The 23800-nt window shown below is 59.9% G+C and carries 18 protein-coding genes; 7 read left to right on the forward strand and 11 right to left on the reverse strand.

Annotation, left to right across the window (positions count from 1 at the left end):
• Positions 1-98 precede the first annotated feature (98 nt).
• Positions 99-1124 carry an AraC family transcriptional regulator gene (locus P3T43_RS06935; RefSeq protein ID WP_429280318.1) on the reverse strand — a complete coding sequence of 342 codons (1026 nt, stop codon included), beginning with the start codon at positions 1122-1124 and terminating at the stop codon, positions 99-101.
• Between the two features lie 251 nt (positions 1125-1375).
• Here P3T43_RS06935 and P3T43_RS06940 point away from each other — a divergent pair, with 251 nt between their 5' ends.
• From P3T43_RS06940 to P3T43_RS06955, 4 genes are all read left to right on the forward strand, one after another.
• Positions 1376-2314, forward strand: a complete 939-nt coding sequence (locus P3T43_RS06940; RefSeq protein ID WP_429280319.1) for a 3-keto-5-aminohexanoate cleavage protein — start codon at positions 1376-1378, stop codon at positions 2312-2314.
• 134 nt (positions 2315-2448) lie between these two features.
• Positions 2449-3786, forward strand: coding sequence for an MFS transporter (locus P3T43_RS06945; protein ID WP_429280320.1), 1338 nt, complete (start codon positions 2449-2451; stop codon positions 3784-3786).
• Positions 3787-3851: 65 nt separating this feature from the next.
• The gene (locus P3T43_RS06950) at positions 3852-4592 is read left to right on the forward strand and encodes a beta-ketoacyl-ACP reductase (protein ID WP_429280321.1); all 741 of its coding nucleotides are present in this window, start codon (positions 3852-3854) and stop codon (positions 4590-4592) included.
• An 84-nt stretch (positions 4593-4676) separates the two neighbouring features.
• A complete protein-coding gene (locus P3T43_RS06955) occupies positions 4677-5468 on the forward strand; it encodes an SDR family oxidoreductase (RefSeq protein ID WP_429280322.1) in 792 nt (263 codons plus the stop codon).
• An 81-nt stretch (positions 5469-5549) separates the two neighbouring features.
• Here the strand turns inward: P3T43_RS06955 and pdeM are convergent, their stop codons facing one another.
• Positions 5550-6218 carry a ligase-associated DNA damage response endonuclease PdeM gene (gene pdeM / locus P3T43_RS06960; RefSeq protein WP_429280323.1) on the reverse strand — a complete coding sequence of 223 codons (669 nt, stop codon included), beginning with the start codon at positions 6216-6218 and terminating at the stop codon, positions 5550-5552.
• On the reverse strand, positions 6218-8821 hold the full coding sequence (locus P3T43_RS06965; RefSeq protein ID WP_429280324.1) for a ligase-associated DNA damage response DEXH box helicase: 2604 nt from the start codon (positions 8819-8821) through the stop codon (positions 6218-6220). The genes pdeM and P3T43_RS06965 overlap by 1 nt, the downstream gene beginning before the upstream one ends.
• A gap of 433 nt (positions 8822-9254) precedes the next feature.
• Between P3T43_RS06965 and P3T43_RS06970 the strand changes: the two genes are divergently transcribed.
• Positions 9255-9899 (forward strand): DUF4397 domain-containing protein, encoded by a 645-nt coding sequence (locus tag P3T43_RS06970; protein ID WP_429280325.1) that lies wholly within the window; start codon positions 9255-9257, stop codon positions 9897-9899.
• 102 nt (positions 9900-10001) lie between these two features.
• Here the strand turns inward: P3T43_RS06970 and P3T43_RS06975 are convergent, their stop codons facing one another.
• From P3T43_RS06975 to P3T43_RS06995, 5 genes are all read right to left on the reverse strand, one after another.
• Positions 10002-10583 (reverse strand): lipocalin family protein, encoded by a 582-nt coding sequence (locus P3T43_RS06975; protein ID WP_429280326.1) that lies wholly within the window; start codon positions 10581-10583, stop codon positions 10002-10004.
• Positions 10584-10591: 8 nt separating this feature from the next.
• Positions 10592-11572 carry a MerR family transcriptional regulator gene (locus P3T43_RS06980; RefSeq protein WP_429280327.1) on the reverse strand — a complete coding sequence of 327 codons (981 nt, stop codon included), beginning with the start codon at positions 11570-11572 and terminating at the stop codon, positions 10592-10594.
• Between the two features lie 215 nt (positions 11573-11787).
• Positions 11788-12432: a hypothetical protein gene (locus P3T43_RS06985; protein ID WP_429280328.1), complete on the reverse strand. Its 645-nt coding sequence runs from the start codon at positions 12430-12432 to the stop codon at positions 11788-11790.
• A gap of 283 nt (positions 12433-12715) precedes the next feature.
• Entirely contained in the window at positions 12716-13621 is a 906-nt protein-coding gene (locus tag P3T43_RS06990) for a hypothetical protein (protein WP_429280329.1), read from the reverse strand.
• A 41-nt stretch (positions 13622-13662) separates the two neighbouring features.
• Positions 13663-14037 (reverse strand): hypothetical protein, encoded by a 375-nt coding sequence (locus tag P3T43_RS06995; protein ID WP_429280330.1) that lies wholly within the window; start codon positions 14035-14037, stop codon positions 13663-13665.
• 176 nt (positions 14038-14213) lie between these two features.
• Between P3T43_RS06995 and P3T43_RS07000 the strand changes: the two genes are divergently transcribed.
• Positions 14214-14705 carry a response regulator transcription factor gene (locus P3T43_RS07000; RefSeq protein WP_429280331.1) on the forward strand — a complete coding sequence of 164 codons (492 nt, stop codon included), beginning with the start codon at positions 14214-14216 and terminating at the stop codon, positions 14703-14705.
• Between the two features lie 109 nt (positions 14706-14814).
• The gene (locus P3T43_RS07005; RefSeq protein WP_429280519.1) at positions 14815-15030 is read left to right on the forward strand and encodes an ATP-binding protein; all 216 of its coding nucleotides are present in this window, start codon (positions 14815-14817) and stop codon (positions 15028-15030) included.
• 114 nt (positions 15031-15144) lie between these two features.
• Here P3T43_RS07005 and P3T43_RS07010 read toward each other — a convergent pair whose 3' ends face one another.
• The 3 genes from P3T43_RS07010 to P3T43_RS07020 all read right to left on the reverse strand — a co-directional run bounded on the left by P3T43_RS07010 (position 15145) and on the right by P3T43_RS07020 (position 23718).
• A complete protein-coding gene (locus P3T43_RS07010; protein ID WP_429280332.1) occupies positions 15145-17349 on the reverse strand; it encodes an OsmC domain/YcaO domain-containing protein in 2205 nt (734 codons plus the stop codon).
• 332 nt (positions 17350-17681) lie between these two features.
• Entirely contained in the window at positions 17682-18002 is a 321-nt protein-coding gene (locus P3T43_RS07015; protein WP_429280333.1) for an EthD family reductase, read from the reverse strand.
• 238 nt (positions 18003-18240) lie between these two features.
• A complete protein-coding gene (locus P3T43_RS07020; RefSeq protein ID WP_429280334.1) occupies positions 18241-23718 on the reverse strand; it encodes a trifunctional serine/threonine-protein kinase/ATP-binding protein/sensor histidine kinase in 5478 nt (1825 codons plus the stop codon).
• Between the last annotated feature and the right edge of the window lie 82 nt (positions 23719-23800).

A 23800-nucleotide genomic window follows, 5' to 3' on the forward strand; every position in this document is an offset into this window, starting at 1 on the left:
AGGAAGCGCCGGGCAGTGTCGCGGCTACGCTGCCGATACGCGATTGGCGGTCGCGAAATGTCGACGCGGGTGACGCGGGTGACGCGGGTGACGCGGCCTCAGTGACGAAAATCGCCCGGGCCCTTACCTGTCCATCGCTTCAGCGCCCGGCGGAAATTCGCGGCGTCGCTGAATCCGAGCAGCATGGCGATGTCTTCCGTGCTCATCTTCGTGGTTCGCAGATACTCGGTGGCGAGCGAACACCGCACGTCGTCGACGATCGCAACAAACGACGTACCCTCGGCCTCGAGACGGCGCCGCAGGGTACGGCTCGTCATCTTCAGGACCTCGGCTACCACCTCCATGCTCGGGAACTCGCCGGGTTTTCGCATCAGTACCTGATACACCTCGCCGGATGCGCCCGTCGACGTCTTTGCCTGACCGATGAGCCGGTCGCACATCTCCTGAATCATCGCCGCCGAATGTCGGTGCGCCAGTTGGGGTTCCTGCTCGAGGATCACGCTGTCGTAGACGAGTTCGCACTGTTCCTGATCGAAGTAGCAGGGGCAGCCGAGAAACTTCGGATAAAGGCCGGCGTAGGACGGAGCCGCATACGAAAAACAGGCCTTTACCGGCGGACAGCTATGTCCCGCGACATCCTGAAGATGCGTAACGTGCTGGGTGAATTGCTGCTCGATCAAAAATTGCCCCAGCTCGCGCGATGGACTGGAGATAAATGCATCCGGAAAGGTCCAGACGGCCCGGTCAGGATACTCGGTCCACACGATGGTGAGCGTGGGCGTCGCCAGCTGGTGATATTTCACGCCAAGCCGGAAGTAATCCCGAAGCGAGAGACACGACATCAGTGCATAGCCGTACATGCCGTAGGCCGCGAGATGCAGACGTGACCCGACCTTGAACGGCGTGGCGGGGTCACGGCTCAGTGCCATCGCGTTCTTGCACACAGTCGCGTACTGCCGTACCGAGGTCAGAACCGAGGCGCTGTATAGCTCGTCAACGTCGATGCCGCTGCCTTTCAGGCTGGCGACGGGCGGAATCCCCTCCTCCGCCAGCACCTCGACCAAGGCGGCGATTTTGTACGGAGCATGAATGCGCTCGTTGAGCAGCGGATATCTGGACAACACGGCGTCTCCTCAGATTGTCCCGGATGGACACTCAACTGTCCGAAATTGACCTTACGGCAGCGATCGTATCCGACTAGTATCGATATCACAAGAGAGGGGCTGGCACTGGCCGCCCAGCAAGACGTCGGAGACACCGTGACCCGCATTCCCTTCCGTGCTGCTTTGCATGCGCAAGCCACCAGGTGGATGACGCCGGAGGAATCGCGCCTGTCGCCGTCGCGGGTTTCGTCGAGCAATAAAGGAAGCATCCAATGAGTAGTCAGAGCCGTAAAGTCATCATCTCCTGCGCCGTCACGGGTTCCGCGCACGTGCCCTCGATGTCGGAATACCTGCCCATTACGCCGGCGGATATCCAGGCTCAAGCAATTGAAGCGGCAGAAGCCGGCGCGGCTATCCTGCATCTGCATGCGCGCAATCCGGAAGACGGTCGGCCGACGCCCAGTCCCGAGATCTTCAAACAGTTCGTTCCCGCTATCGCCGAACAAACCGACGCCGTCATCAATATCTCGACGGGCGGCAGTACCCGCATGACGCTCGACGAGCGGCTCGCCTATGCGCGTCTTGTACGGCCGGAGATGTGTTCGTTGAACATGGGCTCCATGAATTTTTCCCTTCACCCGCTCGCCGCGAAGATTCCGTCGTGGAGATATGAGTGGGAAAAAGCGTATCTCGAAGGGATGGAAGACATGGTCTTCAAGAACACCTTTAAAGACATCCGCAACATTCTTACCGAGTTCCACGACTACGGAACGCGGTTTGAATTCGAATGCTACGACGTGGGGCATCTGTATAGCCTTGCCCATTTCGTCGATCAGCATCTCGTCAAACCGCCGTTCTTTATTCAGTCCGTGTTCGGCATACTCGGCGGCCTCGGGGCGGATCCAGAAAACATGTCCGTCATGCGCTCGACCGCTGACCGCCTGTTTGGCCGCGAAAACTATCACTTTTCCGTGCTCGGCGCCGGCCGCCATCAGATGCCGCTCGTGACGATGGGCGCAATCATGGGTGGCAATGTCCGCGTCGGACTGGAAGACAGCGTCTATCTATCCAAGGGCAAGAAGGCGCAAACCAACGCGGAGCAGGTTCGAAAGATTCGCCGGATTCTCGAAGAGCTCTCGTTCGACATTGCGTCTCCCGCTGATGCTCGAGCCATGCTCGGGCTCAAGGGCGCCGACAACATCTCCCTGTGAAACGTGCACGGCACCGTCGTTCAGGCATATCCCGTTCGTTGCGGAAAAAACGGCTCATAGGCGACGCGCGCCTGCAATGGATTTGCCGGCGCGCGTTGCCATAACAGAGACATCACCTACAGGCAGGAGACACCATGGCAACCATCCCCGCTGATATCAACCTGGGAGAGACCCACCGCCTTGCGACACGCAAGGCGATATTACGGCTCATCCCGTTGATGTGCGCAATCTATTTCCTGTCGTTCATCGATCGTACCAACGTGGCACTGGCCAAGGCCCAGTTAGCGGTGGATCTCGGTATCAGCGCCGCCTCCTATGGACTCGGCGCCGGGATTTTCTTCATTGGCTATGCGTTGCTCGAAGTGCCGAGCAACCTTGCAGCCCATCGATTCGGGCCGCGTATCTGGATAGCACGCATTGCCGTGACGTGGGGGGTGCTGTCCGCCGCCATGATGTTCGTGCAAGGGCCATGGTCGTTCTATCTGCTTCGCGTGCTTCTCGGCACGGCCGAAGCGGGGCTATTCCCGGCGCTCATGTATATGGTCACGCTCTGGTTTGCGCCCAAGGACAAACCCGTCGCAGTCGGCTGGATTTATACGGCACCGGCCGTGGCGCTCATCATCGGCAATCCGCTCGGGGCTGGCCTGATGCAACTGAATGGTGCGGCAACGCTGCATGGCTGGCAGTGGATGTTTCTGCTCGAAGGCATTCCCACCATCCTCATGGGGATCGTTCTGTATTTCAAACTGCCCGAGCGTCCGCGCAACGCCAGGTGGCTGTCAGCGCAGGAAATCCAGGCACTCGAAACCCATGCCGTCATCGACACGCATGGTCAATCTGAGCTGTCTTCCGCCAACTGGGTGGCCGCGCTCAAGCGTCCGACCACCGTGCTGATCAGTCTTATCTACTTCCTGAATCAGGTTGCTTTCGTCGGTCTCTACTTTTTCACGCCTGCGATTGTCCGGCAAATGCATGTGAGCTCACCCGTGGTCGTTGGGTTTCTCTCCAGCAGCGTCGGTATTGGCTTCCTGATTGGTGTGCTGGTGCTGCCGCGCATCCATCGTCGCATCGACCGCGACTGCGCCTATCTGGGGGCGTTGACCTTGGGGCTAGTGATCTGTGCGTGCCTCTTCATCTCCACGCACGATCAGGTGTTTCAACTCATTCTGCTGGTCGTCACCGGTTTTTTCGCCGGCGGTGTGCTGCCCTCCTACTGGGCGGTCGCCATGAAGCGACTGCAGGGCGTTCAGGCGGCCGCCGGTCTCGCCTTCATCAATACGATTGGATTGCTGGGCGGGTTCGTGGGTCCGTATCTGTTCGGCTTGATGGAAAGCGTTTCAGGCCGCAGCGATTCCGGATTCAACGTCGTTGTGGGCGCGGCGATTCTGGGCCTGCTCCTCGTCCCGCTGCTGGCTAAAGCCATTCGTGCGGAAAATCGTCACATCGCCTCCAACGGCCTCGAGCCGGCGTGATCCGGAAAACAGGCATCACACGACCTGCGTCGTGATCTCATCATCTCAATGTGGAAAACAGACTCATGCGTTTGAAAGACAAGGTGGCCATCGTCACGGGGGCGGGTCAAGGTATCGGCGAGGCCACGGCATTGAAATTCGCGCGCGAAGGTGCCGTGCTGGCTGTGTGTGACCTGAACCCGGATGCTGTTGCGCGTGTCGTGGATGCATGCCGCAAGACGGGCGCGACTGCCGAGGGTTTCGTCACTGACGTCGCCAACCGCGAATCGGTCACCGAGATGGTGTTGACCGTACTCAGGAAATTCCAGCGAATCGATATCCTGGTGAACAATGCCGGTATCACGAAGGATGCCCGCCTCCAGAAAATGACGTTGAAACAGTTCGACGACGTGATCGACGTCAATCTTCGCGGCGTCTTTCACGTCGCCCAGGCAGTCGTGGACATCATGGTGGAGCAAGGCGCCGGCGTGATACTCAATGCGAGTTCGGTCGTGGGACTCTACGGCAATTATGGACAGACGAACTATGCTGCCGCGAAGTTCGGTGTGATCGGATTCACCAAGACGTGGAGTCGCGAACTGGGTCCGAAAGGTATCCGCGTGAACGCGGTCGCGCCGGGCTTCATCGAGACTCCGATCCTGTCGACCGTTCCCGAAGAGGTTTTAACGAAAATGCGCGATCAGGTGCCGCTGCGCCGGCTCGGCAAGCCCGAGGAGATAGCCAATATTTACGCCTTTCTCGCCAGCGACGAGGCCAGCTACATCAATGGTGCGGTGATCGAGGCATCCGGCGGCATGACGCTTTGAGCGGGACCCGCCTGCGGCTGGCACACTGTGTTCCAGGCCAATCGTCCTTGCAGGCGGCACTCTCTAACTTGATGGAAACCCACTGTGAACACTTTTGAACTTCTGAAACCCCGACCCGGCCTGCGCGTCCTGGTGTCCGGCGCAGCAACAGGGATTGGCGCCGCGATTGCTGAAGCGTTTCTTCAGGTCGACGCCAAGGTCTACGTCTGCGACGTCAATCCCTCCGCTGTCGAGAGCATCAAGTCCAGACACGCCCATCTTCACGCTACCGTGGCGGATGTCGCCGATCGCGACCAGGTCGACAGGGTCATTGATGACGCGCGCGCGAAACTCGGTGGACTCGACATTCTGGTCAACAACGCGGGCATCGCCGGTCCCACAGGGCCGGTGGAAGATCTCGATCCTGCCCAGTGGGAGCAAACCGTCTCCACCAACCTGAATAGTCAGTTCTACTTCCTGAGGAAGGCGATACCGGTACTCAAGGAGACGTCCGATAGTCCCAGCATCATCGCCATGTCATCCGTTGCAGGACGTCTCGGCTACGCCTTCCGTACGCCTTACGCGGCGACCAAGTGGGCTATCGTCGGGCTGGTTAAATCTTTGGCTGTCGAACTGGGACCGAGCAACATCCGTGTCAATGCCATCCTGCCCGGAACAGTCGAAGGGGAACGTATGACCCGTGTGATTGCGGCCCGTGCCGAGTCCCTCGGCGTTTCGTTTGAGACGATGAAGGATGAATACCTCAAGAAAATCTCGCTGCGCCGCATGGTGACCATGGATGACGTCGCAGCCATGGCCTTGTTTCTGGCTTCGCCCGCAGGTCAGAACATTTCTGGTCAGGCCATGAGCGTCGACGGCAATCTCGAGTATCTGTAACTTCATGGCATCCGCCCTTCCGTGGCGGATCAATCTGCTCTACGAAACAGGTAGAACACGTTAGATCCGCATTGGGCAGCGTTATTTCACACTCAGCACGCTGCCCTCGGCCACGACGAACACTGCGTCGTCGCTTGCGCCTTCATTGACAACGTGACCACCGGTAAAACTTCCGAACGCCGGCAATACCCCCGCGCAATTGCCAAACCGGAAGCATGGCAAGCGTACCGAGTCGATCCGCGTTGCGAGTCGATACACCGGGTGTTCGTGACCGGCAAGCGCATAGGCGCCCGCCACAGTCTGCGGATAGTGGCACAGTGCCCACGGACCGATCCGCCACGGCTCATAGACGACGTCGTAATCGAGCGAGACGGGTGGCAAGCCGGCGTGACGGTCGTGATTGCCTTCGACGATCGTGATCCGCATCTTGCGATGCCGCGCCCGCCACGCATGCAAGGCTTGCAGGACCTCGGGCGCGTGAGACTGCGCGCCATGCAGCACGTCCCCGAGAAACACCAGTCGCTGCGGTTCGTGAGCCGCGATCAACGCGTCGAGCCGCGCCAGGTCGTCGGACGTGGAACCGATCGGCACTGGAATGCCGTGCGAGCGAAACACGGCGTCCTTGCCGAAATGCGCGTCGGCAACCAGCAGCAGCTTCAACGCCGGATCGACCGCGGCACGATGCGCGGACAGCACGAGCGGGTGGCCGTCGAGGTCTACGGTCAAGGTCGGCCCGCTGGCGTTCGCCATCATCGCGCGGCCTTTTCGAGTTCAGCCAGCATCCGTCCGACGCGATCGGCAATCTTTTCGGTGCTCAGCTTCTCGCGCATTCTTCCGACGATCAACGGAAATGCGAAGGGTGTCGGTTTTTTCGGGTGCGTCAAGACGATGCGGCTCGCGGCCATGCGCTGCAAGGCCGCGCCAATGCGCGCGACTTCGAGTTCCTGCAGCATCACTTCAGTATCGGCTTGTGCGAGCAGCAGGTTACCGCTGTCATGCCGACGCAATACTTCGTAGAACAAACCGCTCGACGCCTGCAATTGACGTGCGCTTTTATGCTGGCCCGGGTTCCCCTCGTAAACGAGTCCGGCGATGCGTGCAATCTCGCGAAAGCGCCGCATGGCGAGTTCAGAGGCGTTCAGGCTGGCGTACAGATCCTGCTCGAGCCCATCCGGCGACAGGATGGCGCTTTCGAACAGCGCCGGCCAATCGAATGGCTGCGCGGACAGCAACTCGAAGCCGTAGTCGTTGATGGCAATCGAGAACGTCCCGGGGCGATCACGCGCCGCGCGCCAGGCGAGCAACGCGCCGAGACCGATATGGACGGTGCGTCCCGCAAACGCGTAGCAGAACAGATGATGGCCCTCGCGCGTGCGCAACATTTCGACTACCAGCGTGCCGGGCTCAGGCAAGGCCGACCACTTGCGCTGCAATTCGAGCAGCGGGCGCACCGCTTGCATTTCAGGCTCCATGTAGGTGTCGTGTCCGGCTTCGGCCAGCATCGCAAGCATCGCGTCCGCCAGTTCCGTCGACAAGGGCATGCGGCTGCCCGCCCAGCGGGGCATCGCACCACGCGTCGAGACGGCACGTTTGACGTATGCGGTCATTTCGCGCACACGCACCAGTTCGAGTGCGCGTCCGCCAAACGTGAATATGTCGCCCGGTTTCAGCCGCGAAATAAACGCCTCTTCCATCATGCCGATCCGAGAACCGTGCACGAAGGCCACCTGCATCGTCCCGTTGGCGACGATCGTGCCAATGTTGTTCCGATGACGCCGCACGAGGTCCGCACGTGGCACGCGGTACACGCCGTCGTCATCGCGCACCACGCGGTGAAAATCCGGGTAGGCGGTCAGCGACATGCCGCCACGTTCGACGAACGCAATGGCCCAGTCGAATTCCGCACGTGTCAGCTCGCGATACGCATACGCGCTGCAGACCTCCTGGAACATGTCATCTCCCGTAAAGCCGCCCCCGATCGCGATCGTCACCAGATGCTGAACCAGTACGTCCACGGGCTTGCGGGGAACCTCGCGGCTTTCGATCTGCCGCGCCTGAACCGCGCGGCGCGCGGCGGCGGCTTCGACCAGTTCGAGTGCGTGAGTCGGCACGATCGTCACGCGCGACACGCGACCCGGTGCGTGGCCGGAACGCCCCGCGCGCTGCATCAGCCGTGCGATGCCCTTCGGCGAGCCGATCTGGAACACCCGTTCGACCGGCAGGAAATCGACGCCGAGATCGAGGCTCGACGTACACACGACCACTTTCAGCGTGCCATTCTTCAGCCAGTTTTCGACCCATTCGCGCACATCGTGGTCAAGCGACCCATGATGCAACGCAATTAGCCCGGCCCATTGCGGACGCGCTTCGAGCAATGCGCGATACCAGATTTCGGACTGCGAACGCGTGTTGGTAAACACCAGCGAAGTGCCCGCAGTATCGATTTCCCCGGCGACGCGTTCCACTTGACGCGTGCCCAGATGACCGGCCCATGGAAAGCGTTCGATGGTGTCTGGAATCAACGTATCGACGACTAGCGTTTTCGGTTGTGCGCCCTGTAGCAAGGTACGCGGCGTTCTGGCGGACGCGAGCAATACCTCGGCCGCGAACGCGGTATTGCCGAGTGTTGCCGACAAACCCCATATTTGCAGATCGTTCCGCCAGTGTGCGAGCCGCGCCAGCGCGAGTTGGGTTTGTGTGCCGCGCTTGTTGCCGACCAGTTCATGCCACTCATCTACGACGACGAGACGCACATGCGCAAGTTCATCGCGCGCGTGCGTTCGCGTCAGCATTAGCGACAGGCTTTCGGGCGTGGTCACGAGCGCCGACGGCATGCGCCTGTTCTGGCGGGCGCGTTCGGTGGATCCGGTATCGCCGGTGCGAAGGCCGACCGTCCACGGTACGGCGAGATCGATAGCGGACGATTGCAACGCGCGGGCGGTATCGGCGGCCAGCGCCCGCATCGGCGTGAGCCACAGCACCGTCAACGGATCGGGCTGAGGAACATCGCTCTTCACAGGATGGTCAGCGAAGGCGTCTAGCACACCGAACCAGAGCGCCCACGTCTTGCCCGAGCCGGTCGTCGCGTGCAACAGACCGCTGTCGCCTCGCGCAATGCCCTGCCACGTGTTGCGCTGGAAATCGAAGGGTTGCCAGCCGCGGGTGTCGAACCAGTGTTGAAGGCGTGTCGCGAACGGTTCGCTCGACGTTGCCAGGTCAGAGCGCAACGGTGCCGAATGGAAAGCCTCGGCCGCACGTGCCTCGACCCGCGCCTGCTGCTCCCGGGTCTTCGGCACACGACGTGGGCGCGGCGCCCGGGCGGGCGCCGCATTCGTACGAGTTGATGAGTTCAATCGCCCTCCGGGAGCCGTTGTCCGTCTGAATGCCGCATTCTGGATGGACTCGCTAGCCGTCACTGTAGTTCAAATCCACAGCTCCGTTATAAACAATGGCGACAAACGCGTTTCACTTCGCTCTGTATCTAACGCGGCACGATGAACAACGCGGTATTTCCTTCGCCCACTTTTCCGTCATCATCGCGAAGCGGTATCTTCGACACTTAGCCCACGACATCGCACACAAAAATCCAATTCATTCGGACAGCGAAATTTAAAAACGTCTCCTATAATCCGTATTTAAACGAACCAACATATTCATGTTCTTGCAAGACATGCATCGGTTTTGAAACGGAATTACGCCTTTTCTATAAGCATAAAATCCATTGGGGGTATTGACACGTCCACATTCTGGACACAGGAGACAAACATGATCCGAACCCTGAGAGGCGTGCTCGCCTCGCTCTGCATTTTACTGATTGCTGCGTGCGGCGGCGGCGATAACGTCACGGTTCAAACTGCCCAGTTGAGAGTGCTGCATGCGTCGCCGGATGCGCCCAACGTCGATGTCTATGTCGATTCAGTGAAAGTTCTCTCGAACGTGCCCTACCCGACGCTTTCGTCCTACCTCTCCCTCTCGCCGGGAACGCATCAGATCAAGGTCAATGTTGCGGGCACCACTACGACGGTCATCAACGTATCGCCGACGCTGGCGGTCGGCGGCGCCTATACAGCGATCGCGGCTAACTTCGTCGCCAATATTGAAGCGCTTCTCGCCACCGACGCCTCCTCGGCGCCGCCCAATGGAGAAGTGGGATTGAGGGTCATTCACGCCTCACCGGACGCAGGGCCCGTCGACATTCTCGCCAATGGCCAGGTCGTGCTATCGAATGTACCGTTCGGCACCATCAGCAATTATCTGACCGTGCCCGCCGGTACCTATGCCATTCAGGTGAACGTTGCGGGTACAACCACCACCGCGATCGCGGCAACCGTCAACCTGACCGCCGGCACGAACTATACGGCGGCCGCGATTGGCGCGATCAAAACTGCGGCAACCAATCCGCTAGCGCTGAAACTGCTTACCGATGATTGAGGCAGTCACACGCGAACGTCTATTTCAACCTGAACCCGGCAGCATAAACCTCGTTGCCGGGCAGAGGTTTATTACACGCACCAAACTCACATGCGTGTCACTCTAATGCTGCGTTTTCCTTAGCATCGATATATCGTAGCCGAGCGCCGCAACGCGGTTGATCAATTGGTCTCGCAATGCAGAGGCGGGCTGCTCGACACGCGTGAGAATCCAGAGATAGCGTCCACTGGGCTCCCCTACGATCGACCAGCTATAGTCGTCCGCGTGATCTAGCACCCAGTAATTACCCAGATAAAATGGACCGAAGAACGAGACCTTGAGTTTGGCGTTTGCCGACTCGGGTACGATCTTCGCGCGCCCCTCTGAAACGCGTGGTGGCCCGTCTACACCGCCGTCGTGGCAACGGTTCGTTACGGAGATCAGTCCGTCGCTGCGTTTCGCGTACTCGGCGGTAACGCTCTCGCAGCCCTTTTCGAAGCTGTTTTCATAGCGCGCAAACTCATACCAGCGGCCTGCGTAGCGATCCAGATCAACGGGTCTCGCCGGCTGCGGCACATTCGCATTGCCGCTCTTGCCGCCAGCGAGCGATGCGCACGCCGCCAACAGACCGAGCGTGCAGATCCCCAGGACCGTTGCGGTAATCGCCAAAGTACGGCGCTGCTTCCGTGCAATCAGGTCAGCCATCGTCTCTCCTATAGAAGCCCCTCTTCTTGTGCGATACACGCAAGGGCGGACTCGAACATCGCGAGCGCGCGGTTCGCCACGTCGCCCAGGTTCCGGTGCAGCAAGGCGTCTTCCACTGAGCGTGATCCACACTCGTCGCTGTACTTCTCGAATGTGGAAAGCTTCATGATAAGTTCAGCAAGGTGCCGCGGGCACTCGCACGCGATGGTCGACGAGCGCGCGACCATTTCGTTCAGCGTCCGGTCGTCGAAGCGGCGCGCCGCACGCAACCATAGACCGTCCTGCGACGCTACGCCCCAATCCTGCGCAGTCCGAACCAGTTCTTCGAGTACGTGCCGCAACTCGATACGGCTGTCGGGCTCGCGATACAGCCGTGCGCCTGACAGTCGCAGCATCTCGATGGCCCGACCGGTGCCGAACCCATAAATCACCGCGATTGCCTTCGCCTGACACGTTTCGCCCAGACTCAGGATTTGCGAGGCCACGTCTTCGTGCAGCGACGTGGCAGTGATCAAAAGAAGATCCGCCGGCTCGATGGCGATATGCGAGGTGGCTTCGTCCAGACTTGCAAAGCGCGTTACATTGACCAGACCGGCTTTAGCGGGGTCCACGTCTTCCTCGTCGAGGCGCAGCACCAGCGGCTCACCGACAACCGCGAGCGTGAGGCCCACGGTTAGCGGCGCCGAGCCGGAGGCCAGGCGCGCAAATTCCCGATCAGACCGACCCTGCGCGAGTTGTTCGAGCTGGGCTCGATCCAGTTTTGCGATCGTGCCGATTGGCCGACCGCGTTGCACGAGACCCTTCAGCAGCGACAGCCTGCGCACGTCGTCTTCCGAATAGAGGCGCTGCCCCGATTCGGTTTTCGGCGGCGCCACTACGCCATACCGGCGCTCCCAGATACGCAGGGTGGTAACGGGCATCTTTGCCAGCCGCGCCGCCTCGCCGCTCCGGTAACGATTCTGCGTCAGATCATCTCTCACTGAAGACACGGCCGCCCCTTTTCTGGCATTTGTCTCAGAATAGTAGTCCATATTTGGGACGATAGGTATCAAAATAGCGATATTTTATGAGTCATTGAAACGCTATTTCAGATGCCAGATGATTCAAACAGGGGTCAAAGCGTGCAAGAGAGGATGCAAGGTATGGACGACGTGGTTCGCTCCGGCGCCCTGAAGCTCCCGGGTGCATGCGAACGTGCCGGCAGTCAGGGAAGTCGAGCAATCAACTGGTGATGCGCATCAACGCCTAAATTTCCTCGTTTGTCACCATGCGCAATCCCATCAGAGTGCAACACCACCAGCACGGCGTTTTCATGCGTCAGGACCGCCGGAGCGACCACATGAATGTTTGCTGCCCCTTGGGAGTCAGCTCTGAAAGAATTCCCCTTGCCTGATCCATCCAGCGGGGTAAACCGGACCGAATTTTTTTCAAAGTGATTTTCGAACAGGCTATAAAGCGCACCAGGTTTTAGTCTGCTTAAAGAAACATCGATCTTCTCGGTGCCGTTGGATTGAGGGGACAACATCACCGTGCCTGTTGCGCCGAGCCATTGGCTCAGTGTCATGTGCAGAGGTTCTCCATGCGCGTCGAACAAGTCCCGATTGTCCGATTCATCCACGAACGCATTGCGCATTCCCGCTGCATGGGTGATCCCCTGCGGTCCTATGCCAGCGGGCGCGCCATCGTCTGCAACGAACACTTGCGGATCCAGTGCGCGAGTCAGCCCGACTTCTCGTGAGTAAAACCCCGCGTGAGTTTCCAGAGGCAACGTGGTGCTCGCTTGAGCATGAGCCTGCGCCGCACAGGTCGTCAAAATGATGGAAAACAGAAGTTTCAGGCGGGTCGACAAGATAGACACTCAATAAATAGAAACGCCATTCAGCCTTTATTCATCGCCTGAATCGCAAAAGAGGGGATCGTGAGAAACAATGGATGCTTCGACAGGATCGGACGTGGAGCAGACCACAGTCTAGACAGCGAATTGTCGGCAACCAATGCTCGAACAGATCATAGATATGCTCGATCGCCTCAAGCGTGGCGCTGACTGTGAAGTGGGCAATGGTCCGTGCGAATGAGGTGCCGATAACGACTGTCGGCACCCGTTCAGCTAGCTTGTTCGCAATCGACGGATGCTATTTTTTCTGTGCAACCAGTACCTCGAAGGTACCCGGCAGCACCCGGGGGCGAGGATGGGGGTTGTCGGCCGTTGCCGCATCAGCGGGGGCGAATTGCGACGAAACCAGATACACCCGGTGTGTCTTGGCGTCGAGCGCCATCGTCTTCGCTCCTTCGGCGGTATGCACGTTTTGCACAACCGTATAGTGATCGGCATCGTCCTCATGAACGATGGTGAGCGTGCCGTCCGCGCCATTCGAGCTAAACGCCAGCTTCAAGGCAGGATCGAACGCCGCGGTATCCGGGTGACCACCAATCGGCAACACCGTCACCTGACGGCCTGAAGTCGAATCGATCACCATCATGCGCTGGTTGGCGCAAACGGTGAACAGACGCTCGTGCGCAATATCGATGCTCAGACCACTCGGCTCCTCACACGGCGCAATCGACCAATGCGCGAGTACCGTACCCGCGTTGCCGTCCATCTCGACGATCTCACCCTTGTCCTCCACATTGACGAAGACGTGCCCGTGGCTATCGGCAGCGAGCGCTTCCGGCTTGCCGCCGACCGGCATGGTCGAGACAAGCTTGCGGCTTACCACGTCGATGGCGCTCACGCTGTTATCGTGTCCATTGCTGACGAGCACCCGCTGCAACGCCGGCACATACAGAATGCCGTCCGGGTCGGGACCTGCCGCCTTGATCGTGTCGATGACCTTCAACGTGTCAAGGTCGATGACCGTGATGGTGTTCGCGCGACCGTTGGTAATGAAGCCGAGCTTGCGATCCTGCACGAATGCGAAGCCGTGCACCCCATCTGTGTTTTCGACCTCTCCAAACAGTTTTCCGGTGCGTGTATCGACCACCTGAACATGCATATCGCGGCTGATGAACAGATGATGACGGACCGCGTCGAACGCCACGTAATCCCAATGATCCGTTCCGCTCAGACCGTAGTGTTGGGTTATTTCGAACTCCGAGCGATTATTTTCCGCGGCGGCGCGGTGTCCCGGATGTAGCGCTGGCTGATCACCGATTTCGGCTCGCTGGCTGTGAGCGAACCCTGTGAGGGTGCCTGCGCGGGGGCCGACTGCGTGTTCTTCGCGGCAGGCGCGCTGTTATCGGATGACGACACGGCCGTGCTTTGCACCGAGCCGAGATCGCCCGTGGTCTGCCCATGCGAGATCTGTGTTCCGGCGGCGCAGAGCGTAGCAAGGACGAACTGTGTTAGCGGCTTCTTTCCAGGCGTTGAACGCACCCGTTGCATGGTGCATGCATCCTTGTTTTTGAATGCGACGGTGGGGCAATGAATCAAACAAGGCGCGATGGTATAGACCACGCATTAATGCCCGGTGATAAGTAACTTACGAAGTTAAAGTTCTTATTACGGATAGCCGACGCACGTTCGATTCACCCGGCGAGCGAAGACGCGAGGTGGCTTGCGAAGGTTGAAGTGCGCGCGGCCCTGGCGCTCGACCAAGGTCGCATCGAGCCGTGGGGCGCCCCGATCGCGTCATGAAACAGCCAGATGTTCATGGCACGCTACGCGGCCAGACGTTGCGGCCGACGAACCCGCGCCCGACGCCTCGCATCCTGGTCGTAGAAGACGACGGCCACACCCGGCTCGAAGTCACGGCTGCGCTCGAAGACTACGGTTTTGCCGCCGAAAGCGCAGCGCGTGGTCACTCCGGCTTACTGCGCGCGCTCGAAGGCGACTTCGACGCGGTGGTGCTGGACCGCATGCTGCCCGACGTCGACGGTTTGTCGATCCTGTCTACCTTGCGCAATGTCGGCAAACAAACCCCCGTGTTGATCCTGAGCGCGCTTTCGGCGGTGGATGAGCGAGTGTGCGGTCTGCGTGCCGGCGGCGACGACTATCTGACCAAGCCGTTCGACGGGCTCGAGCTCACCGCCCGCCTGAATGCACTGCTGCGCCGCCGCTCGTCGCCCGTCGAACCGTCCGCGCGGAGCGTAGGCGACTTCTCGATACGGGCAATCATCAAGTGAAACGTGCGGGCGAGGTCATCGAACTGAAGCCGCGCGACTATCAGTTGCTCGAATACATAATGCGTTACGCGGGCCAACCGGTCACGCGGGCGATGCTGTTCGAAGCGGTATGGAACTACCATTTCAACGCGCAAACCAACGCGAGGCGGTCTTGCGTCCGTTTTATCGCAGCCAGAGCCAGCAATCTCACGCAACGACGGGACATGGCCTTGGTTTGAGTCTGGTTGCCGCCATTGCGCGCGTGCACGACGCTGAACTGGAAATACGCGACAACCAGCCAGGCTGCCAGATGGTGCTGCGCTTCAAGGGCGCCCTACTGGCCTAATCATTGAGCCACGTCGTCGCGGCAGCATGCGAGACCTGTAGTCACTCGTCTTCCGAAAATGCACTAATGCTGTGAGATCAACAGCATCAGCGCATTCAGCCACAATTCGTCGCCCTAACTGACGGTAGCCGCCGCATTGGCCCGCGCCGTATGCAGTTTCCTGTAACTGTCGATCAAACGATGGTGCCGGTCGAGCCCCTCCAGCTTCATGCTCGTTGGCGTGAGCCCATAGAAACGCACGCTGCCGTCCACTGATCCCATCACCGCGTCCATCCGCGCGTCGCCGAACATCCGACGGAAATTGACCGCGTAGTCGTCCATTTCCAGGTCGTCATCGAGCAGCACCTCCAGTACCACATTCAAGGCCTGGTAGAACAACCCGCGCTCGACCGTATTGTCGTTGTACTGCAGGAACGCGCCCACCAGCTCCTGCGCCTCCTCGAACTGCTGCAAGGCGACATGAATCAGCAGCTTCAACTCGAGAACGGTTAGCTGCCCCCAGTCCGTATTCTCGTCAAATTCGATGCCGATCAACGTGGCAATATCGGAGTGCTCATCCAGTTCGCTGTTTTCCAGTCGGTCCAGCAGTGCTGCGAGGCTGGCATCGTCCAGGCGATGCAGGTTCAAGATATCGGCGCGGAACAACAGTGACTTGTTGGTGTTGTCCCAGATCAAATCTTCCACTGGGTAAACTTCCGAATATCCCGGCACCAGGATCCGGCAGGCGACGGCACCCAACTGCTCATACACCGCCGTGTACACTTCTTTGTCCATGGCCTTGAGAATGCCGAACAAGGTTGCGGCTTCCTCGGTATTGGAGTTTTCACCCTCGCCGGAAAAGTCCCATTCAACGAATTCGAAATCCGCCCTGGAACTGAAAAAGCGCCACGACACCACACCGCTGGAATCAATGAAGTGTTCGACAAAGTTATTAGGCTCAGTCACGGCATTACTGACAAAGGTCGGCTGAGGCAAATCGTTCAGGCCTTCAAAGCTGCGCCCCTGCAGCAATTCCGTCAGACTCCGTTCCAGCGCCACCTCGAAGCTGGGGTGCGCGCCGAACGAGGCAAACACGCCGCCGGTCCGCGGGTTCATCAATGTGACGCACATGACCGGATAGGTTCCGCCCAGCGACGCATCCTTGACCAGCACCGGAAAGCCCTGCTCTTCCAGGCCCTGAATCCCGGCCAGAATGCCGGGGTATTTCGCCAGCACTTCTTGCGGCACATCCGGCAACGCGATCTCACCTTCCAGAATTTCGCGCTTGACGGCCCGTTCAAAAATTTCGGACAGACATTGCACCTGTGCTTCGGCCAGCGTATTACCGGCACTCATGCCATTGGTGACGTACAGGTTTTCGATCAGGTTGGACGGAAAATAGACCACTTCGCCGTCCGACTGCCGCACAAAGGGCAGCGAGCAGATACCGCGCTCCACATTGCCGGAGTTGGTGTCGTACAGGTGCGAGCCGCGCAACTCGCCGTCCGGATTATAAATTTCCAGGCAGTACGCATCCAGAATGCCCGCCGGCAGCGCATCCTTGCGACCCGGCTTGAACCAGCGCTCGTTCGGGTAATGGACAAACTCCGCATTGGCAATATCCTCACCCCAGAACGCACCGCCATAGAAATGGTTGCAATTCAGACGCTCGATAAACTCGCCCAGCGCCGACGCCAACGCGCTTTCCTTGGTCGCACCTTTGCCATTGGTAAAGCACATGGGCGAATGCGCGTCGCGGATATGCAGCGACCACACATTGGGAACGATATTGCGCCACGAAGCGATTTCAATCTTCATGCCGAGGCCCGCCAAAATGGCCGACATATTGGCAATGGTTTGCTCCAGCGGCAGATCCTTGCCCGTAATATAAGTGCTCGCATCCGAAGCCGGTTTCAGCGTCAATAATGCCTGCGCATCGGCATCCAGATTTTCTACTTCTTCGATTACAAACTCGGGGCCTGCTTGCACCACCTTTTTTACCGTGCAACGGTCAATAAAACGCAAAATACCCCGACGATCTGTCTCCGAGATATCCGCCGGCAATTCGACCTGAATTTTGAAAATCTGCTGGTAGCGGTTTTCCGGATCGACAATATTATTCTGCGACAGACGGATATTCTCGGTAGGAATATTGCGATTTACGCAGTACAACTTCACGAAATAAGCCGCACACAAGGCCGACGAGGCCAGAAAATAATCGAAAGGACCCGGCGCCGAGCCGTCGCCCTTATAGCGGATAGGCTGGTCGGCCACGACCGTGAAGTCATCGAATTTGGCTTCAAGACGTAGTTTGTCGAGAAAGTTGACTTTAATTTCCATGACAGAATCCTAAAAATAATGCTCAAAATGACGTTGTCGCCATTATCCGCCGTCAGGTTCAGTGGCACTCAACTGAAACCCCGCGCGCTTCTCCAACATTCTCCCGAATGCGAGAATCACCAGGCGACAATCCAGAATATTGACCTCTATAAAAACAGGGTCTTAATAGTCGATCCACCAGCAAATAATGTTTCCCGGCGGGGATTCTACCCCCGTCGATGCTCGATCGGGGGGCGGGATTCCTTGTGGAGAGTGAGCGACGCGTTTCGTAAAGGCCGCCAAACCGTCCTCCAGCGAGCACGGTTCCGTCACGGCCTGCGCGGCCATTCGCGTCAGGCGCGCTCGACGACCACTTCGCTGATCTGAAGGGTCGGCGTCAGGTCGGTGTAGTTGGTGATGTCGCCGAGGATCTCTTTCGCGTGCGGCCCGAAAGCGGCCTGAAACGACTCGACCGAGTCACAGAAAATGTGACACATGGCAATGTATGTCGGCGGCTCGCCGGGCGCGCCGCCTGCAAGTCCTTTGTCAACGGTGTAGTACAAACACGCCGCACCCATGCGATTCTTGACCAGGGACATATGCTTGTCGCGATAGTACTCGTGGTCGAAACGGGCACCGGGGGTGTTCGTGTACATGACACTAACCTTAATCATCATCGGTCTCCAGGTGGTAGCCAGCCTGTCCCCAAAACGGCCGGCCTGACGCATGAACGATTCACAACTGTCGTACAGCATACATGGCGAAGCGCGGCGGCAAAAGATGGCAAACCCTTCCATCTCGCGGCGCGATCGCATACGCAACTGGGACTCAACTGAACGGGGTTATTCAGAGCGGGAAGTGAAACCTGCGACCGCGCGCTTCCGGGCCCAATCTGACAGTTTGACGGTTTGATCATTCACCCAGGTCCGCAGCGGCAACAGGCAGCGTGAACTGAAACAGTGCGCCACGCCCCGGGGCGCCGACGGCCCATAAACGCCCGCCGTGCGACTCGACGATTGAACGGCTGATGCGAAGTCCCATGCCCGTGCCGTGCGGTTTAGTCGTAAAGAATGGATCGAAAATCTGTTCCGCGAATTGCGATTGAATCCCTCTACCGGTGTCGCTGACTGACACGAGAATCTGTCCGTCTTGCGTCGTGCGCAACTGGATAACCATCGCCCGGATGCCGTCGATGTCTTTCATCGCCTCGATCCCGTTGATGATCAGATTCATCGCGACCTGCTGTAATTGCACACGGTCTCCGACGATCTGCGGAATATCGTCTGCCAGTTCTGTCTCGACGGATACGTTGTAACGCACTGCCTCGCTGCGCAGGAGGCCAACGGTGTCGCGAATGATCGCGCCCACATCCACAGCCTCCCGAATCAGAGCACCCTTTTCGAATTGCGCGCGCAGGCGGCCAATAATGTGGGCGGCGCGCTCGCCATCTTTCACCATTCTGGCGGCCGCCGCGCGCGCTTCCTCGAGGTTCGGCACGTCACGCGCAAGCCATCGCAAGCAGGCGTTTGCGTAGGTGATAGCGCCCGTAATGGGTTGATTGATTTCATGCGCGAGCGATGCCGTGAGTTCGCCCATGGTGGTGACCCGGTTGATGCGTGCAAGGTCGGTCAGTGCCTCGCGCAACGCCTCCTCCGCGAGCTTGCGTTCCGTGATGTCACGAACGGCGCCGACAAACTCAAGGTTGCCGATATTCACCGCCCGGCCCGTGGTGTGAACGTGTTTGATCTTCCCGTCCGGCATGAGCAGACGATGTTCACTATCGAAATCCTTTTTTTCCCGGTTCGCTTCGTCGAGCAGCCGTCGAACCGATTCGCGATCGTCGGGATGGATTCGTTGCAAGGCAAGTTCTGCGGAGGCCTTGATACCCCTGTCGTATTCGAGCATGTTGTAGCCTTCCTCCGACCAGTAATACTCGCCGCTGGCCACGCTCCAGCCGAAGGTGCCGGTATGGCTGATTCTTTGCCCCTGGGAAAGGAAGGCTTCACTGCGTTGCAAGTCGGTATAGAGGGCTGCATTCTCCAGCGAAATCGCAGCTTGCGAAGCCAATAATTGCAGGAGTGCGACGCGATTCGAGGTGAAAGCCCCCGACGTCAGGTCATTCTCCAGATAGAGCGCGCCGCCAAACTTCGCATGTTTGAGAATGGGCAGACAGAGGACGGACCGCGAACGCTTGCGCCGCACATAGTCGTCCCTTGAGTACACGATGTCGGCCGACGCATCGTCGATCAGCACATGTTCCTGGGTGCGAATGACGTACTGCAGCACGCTTTGCGGAAGATCGAAGATTCCGATGGCGGTCTGTCGCGTCGAAACCTCGATCCTGCCCGAGCTACTGATCGCCTCCGCTTCAATACGCGGCTCCCCATCCGACAGGATCAGCAGACCCCGTTCGGCGCCGGCCTGTTCGATTGCCGTGCGCATCACCATCTCGATCAGCTTTGCCAGGTGAATCTCGCCTGAAACCGCCTGCAAAACCTTGATGACGGTCGCCAGTTCGATATGCTCGATCGGCGCGGCCATCGTATTCGTGGGTCCGGGCGCCATCTCCTGGGCCCGCAGGTACGGGCACTCTTCCTCGAGTTGACGGACCTTCCGGTTGGCGCCCCAACGCAGGTAGTTATAGTGGGCGTCCTGCATATAGGTGCGCGCAATGCTCGCAAGACCGCGGGCGCCATAAAAGCGGGACGCCAGTTCGTTCGACAGGGCTTCGACATGCGCGAAGCCGCTTTGCTGCGCTGCGCGAATAGCCTGTTCGTACAGCATCTCGGCATCGACCACGCGGCCCTCGATGCGGGCCATCTCCGCACCGACGAGCGCCGTATGGCCCGCGAAGTTCTCCGGGCAAAGTTCCGCCCAGACGCGCAACTGGTTGTGGTGGGCAGTCAGTGCCTGCAGGTGCTGCGGGAGCGGGTCGGCCGGATGGGATTTGCACCAGCCCGCCCTCGCCAGCGCGGCAAAGAAGTGATATTCGGCCTCCTCAATGAACGAGTGCAAGATCCACAGAAGTCTTTCGGCCTCCCAGGCAGCGGCCATCGCCGCCTCGTGGTCTCCGGCGAGATAGCGCGCCTGGAGCTTCCGGACCCAGTAATAGCATGCGGCGAGCGACAGCGACGGTTTGGACAGCACGCGTTCGGTGTGCGCTTCGCTGAACTGTCCGTCGTCGAAACAGCCGAACACGGGCGTCATGCCACGCAGCGTGCGGATCAGCGCAATCTGCCCTTCGATAAAGTGAATGACCTGACCGAATCGCACTTTCCTGGCGTACGCAAGACCGGCTTCGGCCTCCCGTTGCACCTCCGCCAGCGGCTCGCCGATCAGAAGCAGAGTCGAGACGAGGTGGGCGCGCGCGTACGCGCCGAACTGCAGGTCGCCGGTCCGGTTCGCGAGGTCGAAAATGCGCCGCAGTTCGGCAGCGCATGCGCGGACAGGCCGTATCCAGCGCGCGACAAAATTGGCGAGGGAATGGTACGTGCGGGCTTCGTAGCGGACGAGGCCGCGCCGTTCGACGAGCTTGCAGCCGAGCTGACCGAATTGAGATCCGACGTGGTAGTCGCCGAAGCGCCGCCCGGCGACCTTCGGTAGATACGAGTAGGCCACGCATGACGCATCGCCGTTGCCATGCTCCAGGCTGAGACTAACCGCCTTGCAGATCGTCAGGCACCCAAGCTTTCCATCCATGAGCAAGGCGGGCGGGATCAGCTTCACCAGCACATCGACGGTTGCCACGGCATGTGCGTTTTCCATTGCCGGCAGATCGATGAGCGCCTTGATGCTCCGGTTGCCCAGCAGTGTCCCGATACGCTCGTATTCGCGTCGCACCTCCGCCTCGTCAGGATGCGGGGTCCACTCGATGTCCACGTGACGAAGGAAAGCGAGGCCAACCGCCACCGCGTTGTCGCTCTGGTCGAGCACCACGTAGACATCCATCTGCCAGCATGCCACCAGGGCACGCTCGCGCGTGGTCGCGGTGCACCTCGACAGCGCCGCCAGTCGCGCTTCGGCGGCCAGCGGCTGGCCCGTCAGGAATTCGCATTCGGCCCGGTTCAACTCAAGCGTAAAGATCAGATCATGCCGCCGTTGCCAGCAATCGTCGCTCAATAGCCCGGCGCCCATGATGAAATAGGCGAGCGCCGACGTATACGCAGTGGACGCCTTCGCTCGCTGGCCGGCGAGCAGATTGAACGCCGCCAGTTGCTCGCGTTCGTCGCGCTCGGTCATCAGCACGACGCCGCGATTGAGTTGCCCCACGATCTCGAAGATCGCTTCCTCACGCTTTTCTTCGGGGGTTTGGCCGACGAGCAGCCGGCCGATCCGCAGATGGGCCTCGGCGCGCGCGGCCTGCGGGATCAGCGAATAGGCAGCTTCGTGGATCCGGTCGTGCACGAACGCGTACGCGTCGTCCAGCCGCACGGCCACTTCCTGACGAACGGCCTCCCACAACACGGCGTGAACCTGCGCCTCTGGCACGTCGAGCACGGCCGACAGCGTCGCGATGTCGACGACATTTCCAAGGCAGGCAAGCTGCTGCAGCGCGCGCTGGGTGGCGGGCGGCAGGCGGATCAGCTTGCCGGCCATCAGGTCAACGACGTTGTCGGTGTAGTCGCTGGCACGGATGCGTTCCGTGTCCCAGCGCCACTGCCGTGCGTCGCGCTCGAACGTCAGAAGATTGCCTTCGGCCAACGCCCGCAGGAACTGGATCACGAAGAATGGATTGCCGCCCGTCCTGTCGCGCATGAGGTGCGCCAGAGACTCGATCGATTCGGGCGCACAGTTGAGTGCATCCGCAATCAGATTCCCGACGTGCGTACGGGTCAGCGGAGCAAGACGGATTTCCCCGACCTTCGCGCCCGCGTCGCGCACCGCCTGAAGTCTGGCAGTCAGCGGATGGGTGGCGTCCACCTCGTTGTCCCGATACGCGCCAATCAGCATCAGATAGCGCATGTCCGGGTGTGTGGTCAGATCCGCGAGCAGATCCAGGGTCGCGGCATCGAGCCATTGCAGGTCGTCGAGAAACAGCGCGAGCGGATGGTCAGCCTGGGCGAATACGCCAATGAAGCGCCGGAACACCTGCAAAAAGCGCTGTTTCGCCTGCTGCGGCTCGAGTTCCGGAACGGGCGGCAGTTCGCCGATGACGAGCTTCAGTTCCGGAATCAGGTCGCTCATGAGCGCGGCATTGGGCGAGAGCGCCTCCATCAGGGCGGCGCGCCAGCTTGCCAGCTCCGTGTCGGACTTGCCGAGCAGCATGCGCACCAGCCCCTGGAACGCCTGGATCAGCGTGGAATACGGGACGTCGCGCTTGTACTGGTCGAACTTGCCCGACGCGAACAATCCGCGTGGCGGCACGAGGATTCTATGCAGTTCATTGACGACCGAGGACTTGCCGATGCCGGAATATCCGGACACGAGCACGAGCTCCGGCGTACCGCTCTCCAGAATCCGCGCAAACGTGGCGACCAGCGTCTCGACTTCGCGCTCCCGTCCATAGAGTCGTTCGGGAATCATCAGACGGCCACGCGTGCCGTATTCGTCCAGCGCGAAATCGTCGATGCGGCCTTTGCGCTGCCAGTCCGCCAGGCAGCGCCGCAGATCCTGCTCGACACCGGCGGCGGTCTGATAGCGCTCCTCGGCGGTCTTGGCGAGCAGCTTCATGACGATGCGGCAGAACACGATAGGCACGCTGTCGACCCGCACGCCAGGTGGCAACGGCATTCTGGCGATATGGCAGTGCACCCATTCCATGGCGTCCGTCGCGTCGAACGGTAGGACGCCCGTCAGCATCTGGTAGAACGTGACGCCGAGCGCGTAGAGATCGCTACGCGAATCGACCGAGCGATTCATCCGGCCAGTCTGCTCCGGCGCCATGTAGGCGAGCGTGCCGGCGATGGTTTCCAGCGGTTTGGGTGCCTGTCTCTCGCGCGGCAAGCGCGAGGTCAGGCCAAAGCCGGTCAGTCGCGTCTGTCCGTCGGGACAGTTCACCAGCACATGGTTCGGTTTGAGATCCTTATGGACGAGACCGCGCTGATGCAGCAGGTCCAGCGCGGTTGCCATACCCACGGCAAGCGACAGGCAACGCCCGATCTCCAGAGGTGCACCGAGAAACTGATCGAGCGGTTCGCCGCCGGGATCTTCGAGCACCAGCAGAGGGCGCCCTCTCGCCTGCAACAGCTCCAGCGGCCGCGCCGCCCACTGGCTGTCGAGGTCGTTCTTCAGGCCAAATTCGTGGGAAATGCGGTCGAGGCTGGCGGGCAGCGGATGATTCGCGGCGGGCTGCGCGAACAGGACGTAGTAGTCGCCGCCCTCGCCCGAGCGCCGTACGCGAGACAGGATGCGCTCGCCATCGTTCGACAAAACCTGGACTCTGCTATTCATCGCCCCGGAAGTGCTATGGAGTGGTTCTGCCGCGAGGGTGTTGGATGGCTAGGTAGCCGTGACTACTTCAACAAGTGCGTCC

It is taken from the genome of Paraburkholderia sp. GAS41 (assembly GCF_050436545.1).
GTDB lineage: Bacteria > Pseudomonadota > Gammaproteobacteria > Burkholderiales > Burkholderiaceae > Paraburkholderia.

Bases quoted from the DNA above. Each gene is read 5' to 3' on its own strand.
- P3T43_RS06940 (WP_429280319.1), top strand. From the start codon at position 1,376: ATGAGTAGTCAGAGCCGTAAAGTCATCATCTCCTGCGCCGTCACGGGT.
- P3T43_RS06945 (WP_429280320.1), top strand. From the start codon at position 2,449: ATGGCAACCATCCCCGCTGATATCAACCTGGGAGAGACCCACCGCCTT.
- P3T43_RS06950 (WP_429280321.1), top strand. From the start codon at position 3,852: ATGCGTTTGAAAGACAAGGTGGCCATCGTCACGGGGGCGGGTCAAGGT.
- pdeM (WP_429280323.1), bottom strand. From the start codon at position 6,218: ATGGCGAACGCCAGCGGGCCGACCTTGACCGTAGACCTCGACGGCCAC.
- P3T43_RS06975 (WP_429280326.1), bottom strand. From the start codon at position 10,583: ATGGCTGACCTGATTGCACGGAAGCAGCGCCGTACTTTGGCGATTACC.
- P3T43_RS07000 (WP_429280331.1), top strand. From the start codon at position 14,214: ATGAAACAGCCAGATGTTCATGGCACGCTACGCGGCCAGACGTTGCGG.
- P3T43_RS07005 (WP_429280519.1), top strand. From the start codon at position 14,815: ATGGAACTACCATTTCAACGCGCAAACCAACGCGAGGCGGTCTTGCGT.
- P3T43_RS07010 (WP_429280332.1), bottom strand. From the start codon at position 17,349: ATGGAAATTAAAGTCAACTTTCTCGACAAACTACGTCTTGAAGCCAAA.
- P3T43_RS07015 (WP_429280333.1), bottom strand. From the start codon at position 18,002: ATGATTAAGGTTAGTGTCATGTACACGAACACCCCCGGTGCCCGTTTC.
- P3T43_RS07020 (WP_429280334.1), bottom strand. From the start codon at position 23,718: ATGAATAGCAGAGTCCAGGTTTTGTCGAACGATGGCGAGCGCATCCTG.